This window comes from Kitasatospora sp. NPDC048298 (assembly GCF_043201465.1).
Taxonomy (GTDB): domain Bacteria; phylum Actinomycetota; class Actinomycetes; order Streptomycetales; family Streptomycetaceae; genus Kitasatospora.
On record NZ_JBICYZ010000008.1, the window covers coordinates 119,099 to 141,930 of the forward strand.

General features: G+C 74.4%; 1 protein-coding gene. It reads left to right on the forward strand.

The annotated features are described in order from the left end of the window. Positions 1–37 precede the first annotated feature (37 nt). Positions 38–22,831, forward strand: coding sequence for an SDR family NAD(P)-dependent oxidoreductase (locus ACGF0D_RS09785; protein WP_392914546.1), 22,794 nt, complete (start codon positions 38–40; stop codon positions 22,829–22,831). The last annotated feature ends 1 nt before the right edge of the window (position 22,832 follow it).

Consider the following 22,832-nt stretch of genomic DNA (forward strand, 5'->3'; position numbering starts at 1 on the left):
CTTCCTTCATCCCCCCGGCTCACGAGGTGTCGATGTGATGCGCTTCCCCCTGGATTCGGACGCCGATCGTGTCGCTGTCATCGGAATGGCGGGCAGGTTGCCGAAAGCCCCGGATCCGGAGGCTTTCTGGCGACTGTTGTGCGACGGGGCCGACGCGATCACCGCGCCGCCCGAGGGCCGGCAGGGCGTACGGCGCGGCGGCTACCTGGACCGGGTGGACGGCTTCGACGCGGCGTTCTTCGGTGTGTCCCCCCGTGAGGCCGTCGGCATGGACCCGCAGCAGCGGCTCATGCTCGAACTCGCCTGGGAGGCCCTGGAGGACGCCCGGATCGTGCCGAGCGCGCTGACGGGCGGCCCGACCGGGGTGTTCGTCGGCGCGATGTGGGAGGACTACACGTCCCTGGCCTACCCGGGTCACATCACGCCGCACACGCTGACCGGCACCAACCGGGGCGTCATCGCCAACCGCGTCTCGCACTTCCTCGGTGTGCGCGGACCGAGCATGACGGTCGACACGGCCCAGTCGTCGGCGCTGGTCGCGGTGCACCTGGCGGTCGAGAGCCTGCGCCGCGGCGAGTCGGCGCTCGCCCTGGCCGGCGGGGTGAACCTCAACCTGACCGCCGCCCGCGAGGAGGGAGCGGCGGAGTTCGGCGGCCTGTCCCCGGACGACCGCTGCTTCACCTTCGACGCCCGGGCCAACGGCTTCGTGCGCGGCGAGGGCGGCGCCTTCCTCGTCCTGAAACCGCTGGACCGGGCCCTGGCCGACGGGGACCGCGTCTACGGTGTCATCCGGGGCAGCGCGGTCAACAACGACGGCGCCACCCGGAGCCTGACCGTGCCCAGCGCGCAGGCCCAGGAACAGGTCATCCGCGAAGCACTGGCCCGCGCCGGCGTGCGTCCCGCCGATGTGCAGTACGTGGAGCTGCACGGCACCGGCACCGCTGTCGGCGACCCCGTCGAGGCCGCCGCCCTCGCGGCGGCCTACCGCGACCCGGCCGAGTCCGGCGACGCCCTGCGGGTCGGATCCGCCAAGACGAACGTCGGCCACCTGGAAGGCGCCGCGGGCATCGTCGGTCTGCTCAAGGCCGTCCTCAGCGTGCACCACCGCGCACTGCCGCCGAGCCTGAACTACGAAACCCCCAACCCCGGCATCCCTCTCGACGCCCTGGCGCTGCGGGTCCAGACCGCGCTGACCCCCTGGCCGCGTCCGGACGCGCCCCTGCTCGCCGGGGTGTCGTCGTTCGGCATGGGCGGCACCAACGCGCACGTGATCGTCGAGCAGGCGCCCGACGCGGCCGCGCCGCCGGCCCGGCGGCCCGCCCCCGAGGCCCGGCCGGCGCCGTGGATCGTCACGGCGCGGACCAAGCAGGCGCTACGGGCGCAGATCGGGCGCCTGCGCGAACACGTGCGCAGCCACCCGGACCTGACCGCCGCCGAGGTCGCGCACGCGCTGGCCACCACCAGGACCCGCTTCGCGCACCGCGCGGTCCTGCTCGACTCCGTCCAGGTCGCCGCCGACCGGGCCGGCACCCCGGGCCGTACCGTCTTCGTGTTCCCCGGCCAGGGTGCCCAGTGGGTCGGCATGGGCCGGGAGCTGTACGCCGCGTACCCCGTCTTCCGGGCCGCCATGGACGAGTGCGCCCAGGCCCTGGCCCCGTACACCGACTGGTCGCTGGCCGATGTCCTGGACGGCGCCCCGCTCGACCGCGTGGACGTCGTGCAGCCAGCCCTGTTCGCGGTGATGGTGTCCCTGGCGGAACTGTGGCGCTCCTTCGGAGTCGAGCCCGACGCGGTGGTCGGGCACTCGCAGGGCGAGATCGCCGCGGCGTACGTCGCGGGCGCGCTGTCGCTGTCCGACGCGGCCCGGATCGTGGCACTGCGCAGCCGCGCGCTGGTGGCGCTGACCGGCCGGGGCGGCATGGTGTCCGTGGCCCTGTCCGCCGAGCGGGCCGAGGACTACGTGTCGCGCTGGGGTGGCGCGCTGACGGTCGCCGTGGTCAACGCCACCGGCTCGGTCGTGGTGTCCGGCGACACGCAGGCCCTGTCCGAACTGGTCGAGTCCTGCGCGGCGGACGGTGTCCGCGCACGCGTCGTCCTGGTGGACTACGCCTCCCACGGCGCGCACGTCGAGGCGATCCGTGAGCGGCTGCACACCGAACTGGACGGTGTGCGGCCGCGGCAGGGCACCATCCCGTACTACTCCGCGGTCACCGGCGGCCTCCTCGACGACACCACGCAGCTCGACGCCGGCTACTGGTACCGCAACCTGCGCGAGCCGGTCCGCTTCGACCTGGCCACCGCCGCGCTGCTGGCGGACGGGCACGACGTCGTGGTCGAGGTCAGCCCGCACCCGGTGCTGCTGCCCGCCATCGAACAGAGCCTGGAACAGGCCCGGGAGAGGACCGGCGTGCCCGGCGTCGCCACCGGCACGCTGGGCCGTGACCGGGGCGGGCCGGACGCCTTCCTGACCGCGCTGGCCCGGCTGTTCGTGGCCGGCGTGCCGGTCGACTGGTCCCCGGCCGTCGCCGGGGCCGCGCCGGTCGACCTGCCCACGTACGCCTTCCAACGGCGTTCGTACTGGCTGCCCGAAACGACAGCCGGGCAGAGCGGGCTGACCCCGGCCGGCCCGGGGACGCAGGCAGCGCAGACCGCCGCGCCCGGCCGGCCGGACGGCGGCACGGACACGGGCGACCCCGAGTCGGGCGACGCGGCCGACGCGGCCGCCGTCGTCACCGCGCAGATCGCGCTCGTGCTGGGCCACGAGAACCCCGCGGACATCGATCCCGCGCTCACCTTCAAGGACCTCGGCTTCGACTCCGTCACCGGGCTCGAACTGCGCAACCGCCTGGCCGGCGCCCTGGACCGGCAACTCCCCTCCGGTCTCGTCTTCGACCACCCGACGCCCGCGGAGCTGATCGACTGGCTGCGCACCGGCCCCGGCGACCGGCCGGCCCCCGCCGCCCAGGCCGCCCACGACGACGACCCGGTCGTCATCGTGGGGATGGGCTGCCGCTTCCCCGGCGGGGTGGCCTCGCCGGACGACCTGTGGCGGCTCGTCACGGAGGGCGTGGACGCGATCGGCGACTTCCCGGACGACCGCGGCTGGGACCTGGGCGGCCTGTACGACCCGGAACTGCGCGGCGCGGGCACCACGTACATCACCCGGGGCGGGTTCCTGGAGGAGGTGGCCGGCTTCGACGCCCCGTTCTTCGGCATCTCGCCCCGCGAGGCGCTCGCCATGGACCCGCAGCAGCGGCTCGTGCTGGAGACGGCCTGGGAGACCTTCGAGCACGCCGGGATCGACCCGGCCTCGCTGCGCGGCAGCCACACCGGCGTGTTCACCGGCGTCTGGTCGTCCGGCTACGCGACCGGTCCTGGCCTGCCGGAGGACCTGGAGGGGTACCTGTTCACCGGCGTCGCGACCAGCGTCACGTCCGGCCGGGTCGCCTACCACCTCGGGCTGCGCGGTCCGGCGCTGTCCGTGGACACCGCCTGCTCGTCGTCCCTGGTCGCCGTCCATCTGGCCGCCCAGGCCCTGCGCGCGGGCGAGTGCTCGCTGGCGATCGCCGGCGGTGTCACGATCATGGCGACACCGCTGGGCTTCACCGAGTTCTCCCGCCAGCACGGCCTCGCGGCGGACGGCCGCAGCAAGCCCTTCGCCGCCGCGGCCGACGGCACCAGCTGGGCCGAGGGCGCCGGCCTGGTGCTGCTGGAACGTCTGTCGGACGCCCGCCGCAACGGCCACCGGGTGCTGGCGGTCGTCGCGGGAAGCGCGGTCAACCAGGACGGCGCGTCCAACGGCCTGACCGCGCCGAACGGTCCGTCGCAGGAGCGGGTGATCCGTCAGGCCCTCGCCAATGCCGGGCTGGAGGCGTCCGAGGTGGACGCGGTGGAGGCCCACGGCACCGGCACCACCCTCGGCGATCCCATCGAGGCCCACGCCCTGCTGGCCGCCTACGGTCAGGACCGGGACGAGCCGTTGTGGCTGGGGTCGGTGAAGTCCAACATCGGCCACACCCAGGCCGCCGCCGGCATCGCGGGCCTGATCAAGATGGTCATGGCGATACGGCACGGCGAACTGCCGCGCACCCTGCACATGGACGCCCCCTCCCCGCACGTCGACTGGGCCTCCGGCGGCGTCCGGCTGCTCACCGAGGCCCGGCCGTGGCCGGAGCACGAGCACCTGCGCCGCGCCGGCATCTCGGCCTTCGGCATCAGCGGCACCAACGCCCACCTGATCATCGAACAGTCCTCCGAGCCGGACCCCGGCCACCTTGCCGAACCCGCCGACCGGACCGCCCCCACCGCCTGGCTGCTGTCCGCGAAGACCGACGCCGCGCTGCGCGCCCAGGCCGAGCGGTTGCACGCGTACGCGACCGCCCACCCCGACGTCCCGGCCGCCGCGATCAGCCGCGCACTGGCCGCCCGCACCCGGTTCGAGCACCGGGCCGCGGTGGTCGGCGCCGACCGGGACGACCTGCTCTCCGGCCTGGCCGCGCTCCCGCAGGGACTGCCGGGCCTGCCGGCCCGTACCGGCGGGACCGTGTTCGTCTTCCCCGGACAGGGGGCGCAGTGGGCGGGCATGGGCCGCGACCTGTACGAGCAGTCCGAGGTCTTCCGCGCCGGCATCGACGCCTGCGCCGCCGCCCTGGCCCCGTACACCGACTGGTCGTTGGTCGACGAACTGCGCCACGGCTCGCTGGACCGCGTCGACGTGGTGCAGCCGGCCCTGTTCTCCGTCATGGTGGCGCTGGCCGACCTGTGGCGGTCCCACGGCGTGCAGCCGGACGCCGTGGTCGGCCACTCCCAGGCGGAGATCGCCGCCGCGTACGTCGCCGGCGCGCTGTCGCTGCGGGACGCCGCCAAGGTCGTGGCGCTACGGTCCAGGGCACTGGCCGACATCGCCGACCGGGGCGGCATGGTGTCCCTCGCGCTGTCCGTCGAACAGGCCGCCGACTACCTGGCCCGCTGGGGCGAGCGGCTGACCACCGCCGTGGTGAACGGACCCGCGGCGGTCGTGGTGTCCGGCGGCCTCGACGTGCTGGACGAACTGCTGACGGTCTGTGAGGCCGACGGCATCCGCGCCCGCCGCCTGCCCGTCAACTACGCCGCCCACTCCGCGCAGGTCGAGGCGATCCGCGAGCAACTGCTCACCGACCTGGCCGACATCACGCCCCACTCGGCGGCGATCCCGTTCTACTCCACCGTCACCGGTGAGCCGGTCGACACCTCCGCCCTCGACGCCGACTACTGGTACCGCAACCTCCGCGAACCCGTACGCTTCGACCTGGCCACCGCCCGGCTCACCGCCGACGGCCACGACCTGTTCCTGGAGGTCAGCCCGCACCCGGTGCTGGTGCCCGCGCTGGACGTCGCCGCCACCGGAACACTGCGCCGCGATCACGGCGGCCTCACCGAGTTCCTCGCCGCGGCGGGACGCCTCCACGCCGCCGGAGCCGACGTCGACTGGACTCCGGTCCTGCCCCGCACCGCACCCAGGGCGGACCTGCCCACGTACGCCTTCCAGCGCGAGCCCTACTGGGTGACCGCGACCCCGCCGGTGCCCCGGGACGACTGGCGGTACCAGGTGGCATGGGCGCCGACGAGCGCTACCGCGGCCCCGGTGGACCCGGCCCGCTGGCTCGTCCTGGCCACGACCGGGCACCCGTGGGCCGAGGCCCTGCGCGAACGGGGCTTCGCGGTGGCCGACAGCTGGGACGCGGCCGACACCGGGGACACTCGGCCCGGGCCGGACGGCGTGCTGTCGCTGCTGGCGCTGGACGAGGAGCCGCACCCCGACCGCCCGGTGCTCCCGGCGGGCCTGGTCCGCACCCTGGATCTGGTCCGCACCCTGGACCCGGTGCGGGCGGCCGTCCCGCTGTGGTGCGCGACCAGCGGCGCCGTGAGCACCTCGGGCACCGACCCGGTCACCAGCCCGGCCCAGGCCCTGGCGTGGGGCACCGGCGCGTCCGCGGCGCTGGAGTTCCCGCACGGCTGGGGCGGCCTGGTCGACCTTCCCGCCGTGCCCGACGAGGAGAGCGTGAACGCGCTGCTCGTCGTGCTCGCCGGCACGGGCGAGGACCAGGTGGCGATCCGCGGCACCCGGCGCTTCGCCAAGCGGCTGCGCCGCAAGGCCCCGTCGGGCCCGGCCGCGCGAACCTGGCGGCCGCGGGGCACGGTGCTGGTCACCGGCGGCACCGGCGCGCTCGGCGGACACGTGGCCCGCCGCCTCGCGCGGCAGGGCGCGGAGCACATCGTGCTGGCCGCCCGCCGCGGGCCCGACGCACCCGGCGCGGCCGGCCTGCGCGACGAACTGGAGGCGGCCGGGGCGCGGGTGACCGTGGCGGCGTGCGACGTGGCCGACCGGGACGCCCTGCGGGACCTCGTCGAGCGCGTCGGAGACATCCGCGCGGTCTTCCACACCGCCGGCGTGATCAGGGCGACCAGGCTGGCCGACACGACACCGGCGGAGTTCGCCGAGGTCGTCACGGCCAAGGTCGCCGGGGCGGCGAACCTGGCGGAACTCCTGCCGGACCTCGACGCCTTCGTCCTGTTCTCCTCCACCGCGGGCGTGTGGGGCGACGGCCACGGCGCGGCGTACGCCGCCGGCAACGCCTTCCTCGACGCCCTGGCCGCACAGCACCGCGCCCAGGGCCGCGCCACGACCTCCGTCGCCTGGGGCATCTGGGCCGAAGGCGGCATGGCGGCCCTGGAGTCCGTGCAGCGCCAGCGCACCCTGCTCGGCCTCGGCGAACTGGACCCGGGCCGGGCACTCGACGCGCTGCAGGACGTCCTCGACCACGACGAGGCCCTCGCGGTCGTCACCGAGGCCGACTGGGCACAGTTCGCCCGCGCCTACACCCATGCGCGGCCGAGCCGGCTGCTGCGGGACCTGCCCGAGGCCCACAGCCGGCCGCAGGCCCCCCGACCCGCGCCCCCCGCCGGCGGCACCGACCTGCTGGAGCTGATCACCACCCACGCCGCCGGGGTGCTGGGACACGCCACCCCCGAGCGGCTCGACCCCCGGCAGGCGTTCAAGGACCTGGGCTTCGACTCGCTGACCTCGGTGGAACTGCGCAACCGCCTGACCGCCGCGCTCGGGGTGAAACTGCCCGCCACCCTCGTCTTCGACCACCCCACCCCGGCACGGCTGGCCGCCCACCTGTCCGGCGGGTCCGGCGAGCAGGGCGCGCCGCAGGCCGCGGCCCCGGCCGCGACGGACGAGCCGATCGCGGTCATCGGCATGGGCTGCCGCTTCCCCGGAGGCGTCGGCACCCCCGAGGACCTGTGGCGGCTGGTCGCGGACGGTGTGGACGCGGTCGGCGACTTCCCGGCCGACCGGGGCTGGGACATCGACCGCCTGTACGACCCGACGGGAAGCCGTCCCCGCACGTCGACCACGTCCCGGGGCGGCTTCCTCGACGCCGCCGGCGACTTCGACGCGGCGTTCTTCGGGATCTCGCCGCGCGAGGCGCTCGCCATGGACCCGCAGCAGCGGATCCTGCTGGAGACCGCGTGGGAGACCATCGAGTACGCGGGTATCGACCCGACCACGCTGGAGGGCACACCCACCGGCGTGTTCACCGGCATCTGGTCCACCGGCTACGCCGCCGGGCCGGTCCCCGACGACCTGGAGGGCTACCAGGTCACCGGCACCGCGTCGAGCGTGGGCTCCGGCCGGCTGGCGTACCAGCTGGGCCTGCTCGGCCCGGCACTGTCCCTGGACACCGGCTGCTCGTCGTCCCTGGTGGCCCTGCACCTGGCCGCTCAGGCACTGCGCTCGGGAGAGTGCTCCTTCGCCCTGGCCGGCGGCGTCACCGTCAACGCGGCACCCACGCTGTTCACCGAGATGTCCCGGCAGGGGGCGAGCGCGCCCGACGGCCGCAGCAAGTCCTTCGCCGCCGCGGCCGACGGGGCGGGCTGGGCCGAGGGCGCCGGCCTGCTGCTGCTGGAACGCCTGTCCGACGCCCGCCGCAACGGCCACGAGGTGCTGGCGGTCGTCCGAGGCTCCGCCACCAACCAGGACGGCGCCTCCAACGGCCTGACCGCGCCCAACGGCCCCTCCCAGGAGCGGGTGATCCGTCAGGCCCTCGCCAGTGCCGGGTTGGAGGCGTCCGAGGTGGACGCGGTGGAGGCCCACGGCACCGGCACCACCCTCGGCGATCCCATCGAGGCCCAGGCACTCCTGGCGACCTACGGCCGGAACCGGGTGGAGCCGTTGTGGCTGGGGTCGGTGAAGTCGAACATCGGCCACACCCAGGCGGCGGCCGGCGCGGCCGGCCTGATCAAGATGGTCATGGCGATGCGGCACGGCGAACTGCCGCGAACCCTCCACGTGGACGCGCCCTCCCCGCACGTCGACTGGGCCTCCGGCGCGGTCCGCCTGCTCACCGAACCCATCGCCTGGCCCGGGACCGGGCGGCCGCGGCGGGCCGCCGTCTCCGCCTTCGGCATCAGCGGCACCAACGCCCACGTCATCATCGAGCAGAGCAACCTCGAACAGCCCGCCGAGGCCCACTCCGCCGCACCCGCTCCCCGGGGCCGCGCGGACGACCAGGTCCTCTGGCCGCTGTCGGCCAGGTCCGAGGCGGCGCTGCGGGAGCAGGCGCGCCGGCTGGGCGCCTTCACCGCCGTACGTCCCGAGGTGAGCCCGGCAGCCGTCGGGGGCGCTCTGGCCGCCCGCACCGTGTTCGAGCACCGGGCCGTGGTGGTCGGCACCGCCGAGGCCCTGGACGCCCTGGCCGAAGGCGGCACCGCGCCGGGCCTGGTCACCGGGACCGCCCGTCCACTGGGTCGTTCGGTGTTCGTGTTCCCGGGGCAGGGGGCGCAATGGGTCGGCATGGGTGGGGAGTTGTACGCCTCGGAGCCGGTGTTCCGGGCGGCGATCGACGCGTGTGCTGCGGCGTTGGCGCCGTACACGGACTGGTCGTTGGTGGAGGTGCTGACCGGCGGCGGCTCGCTGGAGCGGGTGGATGTGGTCCAGCCCGCCCTGTTCGCGGTGATGGTGGCACTGGCCGACCTGTGGCGTGCCCATGGTGTGGAACCCGATGCCGTCGTCGGGCACTCGCAGGGGGAGATCGCGGCGGCGTACGTGGCCGGCGCGCTGTCCCTGGACGACGCCGCGAAGGCGGTCGCCCTGCGCAGCAAGGCCCTGGTCGCTCTGGCCGGACACGGCGGCATGGTCTCGGTCGCGCTGTCCGCGGACGACGCCGCCGGCTACCTGAGCCCCTGGGGCGACCGGATCACCGTCGCGGTGGTCAACTCCGCCTCGACCGTCGTCGTGTCCGGCGAACCCGGGGCCCTGGACGAACTGCTGGCAGCCTGCGCCAGGGACGACATCCGCGCCCGCGCAATCCCCGTCGACTACGCGGCGCACTCGGCGCAGGTCGAGACGGTCCGCGAGCAGCTTCTGACCGACCTCGCGGACCTCCGGCCCCGGCCCGCGGCGATTCCCTTCTACTCCACCGTCACCGGTGAGCCGGTCGACACCTCCGCCCTCGACGCCGACTACTGGTACCGCAACCTCCGCGAACCCGTACGGTTCGACCTGGCCACCGCCCGGCTCACCGCCGACGGCCACGAGGTGTTCGTGGAAGTCAGCCCGCACCCGGTGCTGGTGCAGGACCTGGACGGCGTGGCGACCGGCACCCTGCGCCGGGACCAGGGCGCCATCGGGGAGTTCCACACCGCCCTGGCCCGCCTCCACGTCCAGGGCGTCGCCGTGACCTGGCCGCACGACCGCCCGCACGGCGTCAGGCTGCCGGGCTACGCCTTCCAGCGCAGCACCTACTGGCTCACCCCCGCGGCCGGCGACCACGGCACCGGGCACCCGCTGGCGGGCACCACGGTCGAGCTGCCCGACGGGGGCACCGTGCACAGCGGCCGCGTCTCCACCCGCACCCACCCCTGGCTGGCCGACCACGCCGTCGACGGCACGGTCCTGCTGCCGGGCACCGCCTTCCTCGAACTCGCCACCCTGGCCGGTGGGCCCGTCGACGACCTCGTCCTGCACCTGCCCCTCGCGCTCCCGGACACACCCACGGACATCCAGGTCTCGGTCGGCGCCCCGGACGACGCCGGCCGCAGCCCGGTCACCGTGCACTCCAAGGGCGGCGACGGCTGGGTCCGCCACGCGTCCGGAACCCTCGGCGGCCAGGTGACGGCCGGCCGCCTCGACTGGCCCCCGAGGAACGCCGAACCCGTGGACCCCGAAGGGTTCTACGACTTCCTCGCCGGACTCGGATACCAGTACGGACCCGCGTTCCGGGGCGTGCGGGAGCTGTGGCAGGGCGAGGACGAACTGTACTCCGAGGTGTCCGTCCCCGACGGCGCCGGCTTCGGCATCCACCCCGCGCTCCTGGACGCCGCACTCCAACCGCTGATCCTGCTCAGCCCCGACACCCGGGTCCGGCTGCCGTTCTCCTTCTCCGGCGTCGCCGTGCACACCACCGGTGTGTCGTCCGCCCGGGTCCACCTGGCCCGCACGGGCACCGACACCTACCGCGCGACCCTGACCGACCTGTCCGGCAACCCGGTCGCGGACATCACCGCGCTGACCGTCCGTCCGGCCGCCGCGGCCCGGGCCGCGGTGCTGCACACCCGGTGGGTGCCCCTCACCGCGAGCACACCGACCGAGGTGGTGCCGAGCCCGGTGCTCACCGCGGAAGCCGACGCGGACTCCGTGCACGCCCTCGTCCAGCGGGCCCGCGCGCTCGTCCAGGACTTCCTGGCCGAGCAGCCGGAGCGGGCGGCCGCCCGCCTGGCCGTCCTGACCCGCGGCGTGGCCGGCGCGGCCGTACGCGGCCTGGTCCGCAGCGCCGCCGCCGAGCACCCCGGCCGGTTCGTCCTGGTCGACCTGGGCGACGCGTCCGAGGAGGACGCGGTCCGGGCCGCCATGACAGCCGGCGACGAACCCGAACTGGCCCTGCGCCGCGAAGGCGTCCTCGTGCCGCGGCAGGCCAGGTACGCGCCGGAACCGACCGCCCCCGACGGCGCGTACCGGCTGAGCGAGTCCGGCACCGGACAACTGGACGACCTGGCCCTGCTGCCCTGGCAGGAGGCCGCGCTGGAACCCGGACAGGTACGGGTCGCCGTACGCGCGGCCGGCCTGAACTTCCGCGACGTGCTCATCACCCTCGGCATGTACCCGGACCGGCCCCCGTTGGGCGGCGAAGGGGCCGGCACCGTCCTCGAGGTCGGGCCCGGCGTCACGGCCTGGCGGCCCGGCGACCGCGTCCTGGGACTGATGCCCGGCGCCTTCGGGTCGCGCGCGGTCGCCGACCACCGGCTCCTCACCGCGATCCCCGACGGCTGGAGCTTCACCGAGGCGGCGTCGGTGCCCGTCGCGTTCACCACCGCCTGGTACGGGCTGTTCGACCTCGGCGAACTGCGCCCCGGCGACCGGGTCCTGGTCCACTCCGGCGCGGGCGGCGTGGGCATGGCCGCCATCCGGTTGGCCCTGAACAGCGGCGCGGAGGTCTTCGCCACCGCGAGCCCCGCCAAGTGGGACACCCTGCGGCGCCTCGGACTGGCGGACGACCACATCGGTTCGTCCCGCGACACCCGCTTCACCGACCGGTTCCCGGCCATGGACGTCGTCCTCAACTCGCTCGCGGGAGAACTCACCGACGCCTCCCTGCGGCTGCTCGCCGACGGCGGACGGTTCGTCGAGCTGGGCAAGACGGACGTCCGCTCACCCGAGGGCCTGATCTACCGGGCCTTCGACCTCAACGACGTCGACCCCGCGCGGCAGGGCGACATCCTCTCCATGGTCGTGGAGATGGTCGCCGACGGGACGCTGGAGCCGCTGCCGGTCACCGCCGCGGACCTGCGCCAGGCCGTCGACTCCTTCCGGCTGATGAGCCAGGCCCGCCACACCGGCAAGATCGTCCTCACCGTCCCCCGGCCGATCGACCCCGACGGCACCGTGCTGATCACCGGCGGCACCGGCACCCTCGGCCAGGCCGTCGCCCGGCACCTGGTGTCCCGCTACGGGGTACGGCACCTGCTGCTCGTCAGCCGCGGCGGCGGCGCGGTGCCGCACCTGGAGGCGCAAGAGGACGTCGACGTACGGGTCGTGGCCTGCGACGTCGCGGACCGGGACGCGCTGGCGGCCGTCCTGGACTCGATCCCGGCCGAGCATCCGCTCACCGCCGTCGTCCACGCGGCCGGCGTGCTCGACGACACCGTCGTGGAACGGCTGACCGCGGAGCAGCTCGACCGGGTGCTGCGTCCCAAGGTCGACGGCGCCTGGCACCTGCACGAGCTGACCCGCGAGCACGACCTCGCCGCCTTCGTGCTGTTCTCCGCGGCCGCGGGCGTACTCGGCAACGCCGGCCAGGCCGGCTACGCGGCCGCGAACTCCTACCTCGACGCGTTCGCCGCACACCGGCAGACCCTCGGACTGCCCGCCGTGTCGATGGCCTGGGGTTACTGGGAGCAGGAGAGCGGCATGACCGCCCACCTCACCGCGGCCGACCGCCAACGCCTCGCCCGCAAGGGCATCCGTCCCATCAGCCTCGAACGCGCCCTGGCCATGTTCGACACCGCGCTGGCCGCCGGACGTCCCGCGCTGACCACGGCCGACCTCTCGATGCCGCAGACCCTGCCGACGCCCAAGGCGCCTGCGTCGGACCTGCTGTCCCTGGTCGCCGCCCACACCGCCACCGTCCTCGGCCACTCCGACGCCGCCGCGATCAGCCCCGGACTCGCCTTCCGCGACCTCGGCTTCGACTCCCTGACCGCCGTCGAACTGCGCAACCGCCTCGCCGGCGCCACCGGCCTGCGGCTGCCCGCGACCCTCGTCTTCGACCACCCCACCCCCGCCGACCTCGCCGACCACCTCACCGCCGAACTCTCCGGCGAGGGTGCGGAGGTGGCGCCGGTGGTGCCGATGGGTGGAGTGGATGTCGGGGCCGATCCGGTGGTGATCGTGGGCATGGGGTGCCGGTTGCCGGGTGAGGTGGGGTCTCCGGAGGAGCTGTGGGGCCTGGTCTCGGGTGGGGTGGACGCGATCGGGGCGTTCCCGGCTGATCGCGGGTGGGACGTCGAGAAGTTGTTCCACCCGGATGCGGATCACCCCGGGACGTCGTACACGCGGTCGGGTGGTTTTCTCGCGGACGCGGCGGGATTCGATGCCGACTTCTTCGGGATCTCGCCGCGCGAGGCGCTCGCCATGGATCCGCAGCAGCGGGTGCTGCTGGAGACCGCGTGGGAGACGTTCGAGGACGCGGGGATCGATCCGACGTCGTTGCGGGGCAGCCAGACGGGCGTGTTCACCGGCATCTGGTCCTCCGGCTACGTCGGCAGCCCCGACCAGGCACCGCCCGACACCGAGGGCTACCTCGCCACCGGCATCTCGCCGAGCATCACCTCCGGCCGGGTCTCCTACGTGCTGGGCCTCCAGGGCCAGGCCGTGTCCGTCGACTCCGCCTGCTCCTCGTCCCTGATGGCGATCCACCTCGCCGCGCAGGCACTGCGCTCGGGGGAGTGCACACTCGCCCTGGCCGGCGGAGTGACCGTGAGCGTCACCCCCCTGCAGTTCACGGAGTTCTCCCGCCAGCGTGCCCTGGCCCCTGACGGCCGGTGCAAGCCCTTCTCGTCGACGGCCGACGGTACGGCGTGGGGTGAGGGTGCGGGGCTGGTGCTGCTGGAGCGGTTGTCCGATGCCCGTCGTAACGGTCACCGGGTGTTGGCGGTGGTGCGGGGTTCGGCGGTGAACCAGGACGGGGCGTCCAACGGGCTGACCGCGCCCAACGGCCTCTCCCAGGAACGCGTCATCCGCCAGGCGCTGGCGAACGCCGGGTTGGAGGCGTCCGAGGTGGACGCGGTGGAGGCGCACGGTACGGGGACGACGCTCGGTGACCCGATCGAGGCGCAGGCGCTGTTGGCGACGTACGGCCGGGACCGGGTGGAGCCGTTGTGGCTGGGGTCGGTGAAGTCGAACATCGGCCACACCCAGGCGGCAGCCGGTGTGGCGGGTGTGATCAAGATGGTCATGGCGATGCGGAACGCCGAACTGCCGCCGACGCTGCACGTCCAGGAGCCCACGCCGCACGTCGAGTGGGACACCGGTGACATCCGGTTGCTGACCGAGGCCCGGCCGTGGCCGGAGACGGGGCGTCCCCGCCGCGCGGGCATCTCGGCCTTCGGGGCCAGCGGCACCAACGCGCACGTCGTCATCGAACAGTTCCCGGAGGAAACCGCCGGACAAGCCGCCGCGGACGACTCCGCGGAGCCCACCGTGTGGCTGTTGTCCGGCAAGACGGACGACGCCCTCCGCGCCCAGGCCCGACGGCTCGCGGACCACGTCACCGCCCACCCCGGACTCCGTCCGGCCGCGATCGGCCGGGCCCTGGCCACCACCCGCACCATGCTCGCCCACCGGGCGGCCCTGGTGGGCGCCACCCGGACCGACCTCATGGCGGAACTGGCCGCGCTCGCCGACGCGGACCCCCGCGTCATCACGGGTGTGGCCGGTTCGCTGGGTCGTTCGGTGTTCGTGTTCCCGGGGCAGGGTGCGCAGTGGGTCGGTATGGGTGGGGAGTTGTACGCCTCGGAGCCGGTGTTCCGGGAGGCGATCGACGCGTGTGCTGCTGCGTTGGCGCCGTACACGGACTGGTCGTTGGTGGAGGTGCTGACGGGCGGTGGCTCGTTGGAGCGGGTGGATGTGGTGCAGCCGGCGCTGTTCGCGGTGATGGTGGCGCTGGCCGCGCTGTGGCGTGCCCATGGTGTCGGACCCGATGCCGTGGTCGGGCACTCCCAGGGGGAGATCGCGGCGGCGTACGTGGCCGGGGCGCTGTCGTTGGAGGACGCCGCCAAGGTGGTCGCGCTGCGCAGCCGCGCGCTGGCGGTGTTGGCCGATCAGGGCGGGATGGTGTCGGTCGGCCTCGGGCACGAGAAGGCCGCCGAGTTCATGGCCCGCTGGGACGGCCGGCTGACCGTGGCCGTGGTCAACTCCGCGGACAGCGTGGTGGTATCGGGCGACCTGGACGCGCTGGAAGAACTGCTGACGGTCTGCGAGGCCGACGGCGTCCGCGCCCGCCGCCTGCCCGTCAACTACGCCGCCCACTCCGCGCAGGTCGAGGCGATCCGCGAACAACTGCTCACCGAACTGGCCGACATCACGCCCCACTCGGCGACGATCCCGTTCTACTCCACGATCACCGGCGAGTCGGTCGACACCTCCGCCCTCGACGCCGACTACTGGTACCGCAACCTCCGCGAACCCGTACGCTTCGACCTCGCCGTCGAGACCCTCACGCAGGACCGGCACGGCGTGTTCGTGGAGGTCAGCCCGCACCCCGTCCTGGCGCCGGTGATGGACGGCGTCGTGACCGGCACGCTGCGCCGCGGCGGCGGCAGGCAGGAATTCCACCTCGCCCTGGCGCGCCTGCACACCCAAGGCGTGGCCGTCGACTGGACGCCGGTCTTCCCCGGCGAGCCCCACCATGTCCCGCTGCCGACGTACGCCTTCCAGCACCGGCCGTACTGGTTGACGCCCACCGCCGCGAAGGGCGACGTGTCGGCGGCGGGACTGGACTCGGCCGGGCACCCGCTGCTCGGGGCCGTCGTCGAACTGGCCGGGGACCAGAGCGTCCTGCTCACGGGGCGGCTCTCGACGGCCACCCGGCCATGGCTGGCCGATCACGTCGTCCTGGGCTCCGTGCTGCTGCCCGGCACCGTGTTCGTCGAACTCGCCATGCACGCCGGACGGCAGGCCGGCTGCGACGTCCTGGACGAACTGGTGCTGGAAGCTCCGATGATCCTGCCGGACGACGGTTCCGTGCCGGTCCAGGTCGTCGTCGGCGCGCCGGACGGGACGGGCCGACGCCCCGTCACCGTGCACTCCCGGACGGGCGGCACCTGGCTGCGGCACGCCACCGGCATGCTGGCGACCGGCGACCGCCCCCACCCGTACGACACCGGCGAGCCCTGGCAGCCGGCCGGTGAGCCCGTCGACCTGACCGACTTCTACGACACCCTCGCCGCCCAGGGCTACGAGTACGGGCCGGTGTTCGCGGGCGTACGCGAGATCCGGCGGCAGGGCGACGAGCTCTATGCCGAGGTGGCGCTGCCCACCGACACCCGCGACCGCTTCGGTCTCCACCCCGCGCTGCTCGACGCCGCACTCCAGCCGCTGACCCTGCTGGCGGCCGGCCGCCTGCCGTTCTCCTTCGCCGGGGTGTCGATGCGGAAGGCCGGCTCCACGGCCCGGGTCCGCCTCACCCCCACCGGCCCCGACACCTTCCGGGTCGCGCTCGCCGACGAGTCCGGGCCGCTGGCGGTGATCGACGCGCTGACCGTGCGCCACCGGCCGCCGGGCATGCAGGTCGCCGGGGCCAACCAGCTCTTCCGCCTCGACTGGGTGCCCGTCGAGAGTACCGGCGAACCCCCGGCCGTCCACCACGTCACGCCCCCGGCGGGAGACCCGGTGGCCGCCGCGCACACCGTCGCCGCCGAGACGCTGGGCGTGCTCCAGGACTTCCTGCGCGACGGGGACGGCCGGCTGGCCGTCGTGACCCGCGGGGCGGTCGGGCCGGACCCCGTCGACCTGCCGTCCAGCGTCGTCTGGGGCCTGGTCCGCGCGGCCCAGGCGGAACACCCCGACCGGTTCGTGCTCGTCGACACCGACGACCGCGTCCTCGTCGCGGGGGACGAACCGCAGCTGGTCGTCCGCGACGGCGAAGCTCGCGCCGCCCGCCTGGTACGGGCCGAAGCGGCCCCGGCACCCGGCCCGCTCGACCCGAACGGCACCGTGCTGATCACCGGAGGCACCGGAACACTGGGCCGCCTCGTCGCCCGGCACCTGCGCGACCGGCACGGCATCCGGCACCTGCTCCTGCTCAGCAGGACCGCGGCGGAGGTGGACTTCGACGCCGAGGTGGTGGCCTGCGACGTGGCCGACCGGGACGCGCTGGCGGCCGTCCTGGACTCGATCCCGGCCGCGCACCCGCTGACCGCGGTCGTCCACGCCGCCGGCGTGCTCGACGACGGCGTCGTCGAATCCCTCACGCCCGGCCGGATCGACCAGGTGCTGCGGCCCAAGGCCGACGCCGCCTGGCACCTGCACGAGCTGACGAAGGACCTCGGCCTGAGCGCGTTCGTGCTCTTCTCGTCCGCCGCCGGTGTGCTGGGCGGCCCGGGCCAGGCGAACTACGCCGCCGCGAACGCCTTCCTGGACGCCCTCGCCGTGCACCGGCGTGCCCAGGGCCTGCCGGGCGTGTCGCTGGCCTGGGGACAGTGGGCCGAGGCCAGCGGGCTGACCGGACACCTCACCGACACCGACCTCAAGCGCCTCGCCCGCGCCGGCGTGCTGCCGATGCCCACGGACCAGGCGCTGGAACTGTTCGACCTGGCCCTGGATGCCGCCGATCCCGTGCTGGTCCCCGCACACCTCGACCTGTCGGCGGCGTCCACCCGCCCCCTGCTCAGCCGCCTCACCCGCACCAGGCCCGCCCGTCGCACCGACCGGCCGACCCTGGGCAGGGAACTGGCGGCCCTGCCCGAGACCGAGCAGCACAGCCGCGTCCTGGAACTGGTCACCGGCCAGACGGCCGCCGTCCTCGGCCACACCGACACCTCGGCCGTCAGCGCCGAGCGGGCCTTCAAGGACCTGGGCTTCGACTCGCTCACCGCGGTGGAACTGCGCAACCGCCTGTCCGCGGTCGCCGGGGTACGGCTGCCCGCGACGATGGTCTTCGACTACCCGACCCCCGACGCGCTGGCCGGCCACCTGCGGAACCTCCTGGTCGGCGCCCGGCGCCAGGCCCCTGCCGCACCCGTGCCGGTCGGTGTTCCGGTGACGGATGATCCGGTGGTCGTGGTGGGACTGGGGGCCCGGTACCCGGGTGGGGTGGGGTCTGCCCAGGAGCTGTGGGACCTGGTGTCCGGTGAGGTGGACGCGGTGGGTGATTTCCCGTCGGACCGTGGGTGGGACGTGGGTCGTCTCTACGATCCGGCCGGTGGTCCGGGGAGGTCGTACACGCGGTGGGGCGGCTTCCTCGACGCCGCCGGCGACTTCGACGCGGCGTTCTTCGGGATCTCGCCGCGTGAGGCGTTGGCGATGGATCCGCAGCAGCGGGTGCTGCTGGAGACGGTGTGGGAGACCTTCGAGAACGCGGGGATCGATCCGACGTCGCTGCGGGGCAGCCAGACGGGCGTCTTCACCGGCATCTGGTCCTCGGGCTATGGCGCCGGGGCACAGCCGCCCGACCTGGAGGGCTACCTCTCGACGGGCACGGCGACGAGTGTGACCTCCGGGCGGGTGTCGTACCTGCTGGGGCTGGAGGGTCCGGCGGTGTCGGTGGACACGGCGTGCTCGTCGTCGCTGGTGGCGATCCACCTGGCGGCGCAGGCGCTGCGCTCGGGGGAGTGCTCGCTGGCCCTGGCCGGCGGTGTGACGGTGATGGCGACGCCGTCGGGGTTCGTCGAGTTCTCGCGGCAGCGGGGGCTTGCGGCCGATGGGCGGGTGAAGGCGTTCGCCGAGGCCGCCGACGGTACGGCGTGGGGTGAGGGCGCGGGTGTCGTGCTCCTGGAGCGGCTGTCGGACGCCCGCCGCAACGGCCACCGGGTGCTGGCGGTCGTCGCGGGAAGCGCGGTGAACCAGGACGGTGCGTCCAACGGGCTGACCGCGCCGAACGGTCCGTCGCAGGAGCGGGTGATCCGTCAGGCGCTGGCGAATGCCGGGTTGGAGGCGTCCGAGGTGGACGCGGTGGAGGCGCACGGTACGGGGACGACGCTCGGTGACCCCATCGAGGCGCAGGCGCTGTTGGCGACGTACGGCCGGGACCGGGTGGAGCCGTTGTGGCTGGGGTCGGTGAAGTCCAACATCGGCCACACGCAAGCCGCCGCCGGCATCGCGGGTGTGATCAAGATGGTGATGGCGATGCGGCACGGTGAACTGCCGCGGACCCTCCACGTGGACACGCCGACCTCGCACGTCGACTGGGAGTCCGGAAACGTCCGGCTGCTCACCGAGGCCCGGCCCTGGCCCGACAACGGGCACCTGCGTCGCGCGGGCATCTCGTCGTTCGGCATCAGCGGTACCAACGCCCACGTGATCCTGGAGGCCCCGGCCCCGGACCCGGCCGAGGAGACGTCGCCCGAGTCCCCTGCCGCTCCCACGTCCGCCCCTGCGGCCGCGGTGCCGGTGCCGTGGTTGCTGTCGGCCAAGTCGGACGCGGCCCTGCGCGACCAGGCCCGCAGGCTGCGCGGGTTCCTCGCCGAGCACCCCGAGGTCACACCGACCGAGGTGGCCGCGGACCTGGCCGCGCGGGCCCGGTTCCCGCACCGTGCCGTGCTGACGGACCCGGCCGGCCTGGACGCGCTGATCGACGGAAAGCCCGGAATCGTCACGGGCACTGCCTCCCCGGGCAGGTCGGCGTTCGTGTTCTCCGGTCAGGGTGGTCAGTGGGCGGGGATGGGACGGGGTCTGTACGGGGAGTTCCCGGTGTTCGCGCGGGCGTTGGACGAGGTCTGCGGGTTGCTGGGGTTGCCGGTGGAGGTGTTGTTCGAGGACGCGGAGGGGGTGCTGGGGCAGACGCTGTACACCCAGGGTGCGGTGTTCGCGTTGGAGGTGGCGCTGTTCCGGCTGGTGGAGTGGCTGGGGGTTCGGCCGGACTTCGTGGTCGGGCACTCGGTGGGTGAGGTGGCGGCGGCTCATGTGTCGGGCGTTCTGGGCCTGGAGGACGCGTGTGCGCTGGTGGGTGCGCGGGGCCGGTTGATGCAGGAGTTGCCCGGTGGTGGGGCGATGGTGTCGCTCCAGGCGTCGCTGGAGGAGGTGGAGGGCTCGCTGGTGCCGGGTGCCGAGGTGGCGGCGGTCAACGGGTCGGACGCGGTGGTGGTGTCGGGCGACGAGGCCGCGGTGGAGGCGGTTGCTGAGGTGTGGCAGGGCCGTGGTCGTCGGGTGCGGCGGCTGGAGGTCAGTCACGCGTTCCATTCGGCGCGGATGGATCCGGTGCTGGAGGAACTGGGCCGGGTGGCTGAGGGTTTGTCGTTCGGTGAGCCGGTGATCCCGGTGGTCTCCACGGTGGCCGGGCGTCCGGTGGACCTGGGGGAGCCGGGGTACTGGGTGCGGCAGGTGCGGGAGCCGGTGCGGTTCGCCGACGCCGTGGAGTGGCTGACGGGCCAGGGTGCGACGGGGTTCGTGGAGGTGGGTCCGCATCCGGTGCTGGTGGGGAACGGCTTGATGCGGCGTGGTGGTGACTCTCCGGAGCGGCTGTTCGCGGGGCTGGGCCGGCTGTGGGCGGACGGCGCCGCGCGCTGGACGCCACCCGTGACGACACCGGCGGGAACGCCGGACGTGCGGGTGCCTTCGTACGCCTTCCAGCACCAGCACTACTGGCTCCACCCCACCACTCCGGCACCGGCCGGTGACGGCCGGATCGACCACCCGCTGCTGCGGGACGCCATGGAACTCCCCGACGACAACGGCGTGGTGCTGACGGGACAACTCGCCACCGCCGCGCAGCCGTGGCTCACCGAACACGTCATCTCGGGCTCGCCCCTGCTGCCCGGCGCGGCGTTCGTGGACCTGGCGCTCCGGGCCGGCGAACACGTCGGCTGCCCGGCGGTCGAGGACCTGACGCTGGAGACACCGCTGGTGGTCGCCGACGGCGTGCAGGTGTCCGTGACCGTCGGCCCCGACCGGGCGGGCCGGCGCAGCGTCGCGATCCACTCGCGCACGGACGGCGAGTGGGTGCGGCACGCCACCGGCGCCCTGGGCGCCGTACCCGTCGCACCACGGGATCCCTGGGCACGGCAGTGGCCGCCGCACGCCGAAGCCGTCGACCTCGACGCCTTCTACGACAACCTGGCCGACGCCGGATTCGCCTACGGCACGGCCTTCCAAGGCCTGCGGGCGGCCTGGCGCGACGGCGACACCCTCTACGCGGAGGTGGCCGCACCCCCCGGCGACACCCGGTTCGCCCTGCACCCCGCCCTGCTCGACGCCGCGATCCAGACCGTGACGGTCGCCGACGACCGGGCGAAGATGCCGTTCTCCTTCGCCGGGATCTCCTGGTGGCGCGGTGCCGAGCACGCCAGGGTCCGGCTGACCATGACCGGCCAGGACACCTGCGCGATCGGCCTCGCCGACCAGTCGGGCGCGCCGATCGCCGAGATCGCCTCGTTGACCCTGCGCCGGCCGGCCGGGGCCACCACGCAGGACGTGCCGTACCAGGTGGTGTGGCCGGTCCTGGACACGGCGACCACCGAACCGGACATCCCGGTCCACCACGCCACCTCGCCCGTCGAGACCCTGCGGGTGATCCAGGACTTCCTCACCACGGACACCCCGCGCATGGTGATCGCCACGCGCAACGCCGTGCCGGTCCGCCCGGGCGAGGACGTCGACCCGCGGGCCGCCGCCGTCTGGGGCCTGGTCCGGTCGGCCGCCACCGAGCACCCCGGCCGGTTCGTACTGGTCGACGGTGAAAACGGTGACGACGGCGACGGGGTCCGGCTGGCCGGCGACGAACCCCAGCTCGCGATCCGCGCCGGCGCCGTTCACGTCCCCCGCCTCGAACGGGCGCGGACCGAACCGCTGCCCTCGCCGCTCAGCCCCGAGGGCACGGTGCTCGTCACCGGCGGCACCGGAACCCTGGGCGGCACGATCGCCCGCCACCTCGCCGAACGGCACGGCGTGCGGCACCTGCTGCTGGTCAGCCGGAGCGGCCCGGACGCCCCCGGCGCGGCCGCGCTGACCGCCGACCTGGCCGCGCTGGGCGCGACCGCCGACATCGTGGCGTGCGACGTGTCCGACCGCGAGGCGGTGGCGCGGCTGCTCGCCGAACACCCGGTCACCTCGGTGATCCACACCGCGGGCACGCTGGCCGACACCGTCGTGGAATCCCTCACCCCGCAGCAGTTCGCGCGCGTGTGGGAGCCGAAGGCCCTCGCGGCGCGGCACCTCCACGAACTGACCTCGGACCTGGAGGCGTTCGTGCTGTTCTCGTCGGCGGCCGGGGTGCTGGGCGGCGCGGGCCAGGCGAACTACTCGGCGGCGAACGCGTACCTCGACGGCCTCGCCGCACACCGGCACGCCCAGGGACAGCCCGCCGTGTCGCTCGCCTGGGGCTACTGGGCGGAGGCCAGCGGCATGACCGGAGGTCTGAGCGCCACCGACCGGCACCGCCTGGCCAGGGCCGGCGTACGGCCGCTGCCGACGACGGACGCGCTGGCCCTGTTCGACGCCGCGCTGACCGCGGGCACCCCCACCCTCGCCCCCGTCAGGTTCGACCTGCCGGCGCTGCGACGGGCCGGCGACCCGCCCGCTCTGCTGCGGGAGCTGGTACGGCCCCGGCGCAGGCAGGCCGCCGACCGAGGGTGGACGCAGGCCGAGGTGCTGCAACTCGTCGTGGGCCAGGTCGCCCTCGTCCTGGGGCACTCGTCACCGGAGGCGGTCAACCCCGACCAGGCGTTCACCGACATCGGGTTCGACTCGCTCACCGCCGTGGAACTGCGCAACCAGCTCGACGCGGACACCGGCCTGCGCCTGCCCGCCACGCTCGTCTTCGACCACCCCACACCGTCCCGCCTCGCCGCCTTCCTGCACACACGGCTGCACGGCACCGGCACCGAACCCGACCCCCTGCTCGCCGAACTCGACCAGCTCAAGTCCACCCTCGACGCGGCAGCCGCCGACGCCGACTACGAGACCGTCGCGGCCCGCCTCGAAGCACTTCTCGCGGCCTGGACCGCCAAACGCACCGGCTCCGAGGCCGGTGTCGACGAGGCCAGCGACGACGAACTGTTCAGCCTTCTGGACGATGCGCACCGCAGGACCGAGGTCATCCGATCGGGCGAGTCCCGAAACGCTGAGGAGAAGTAGC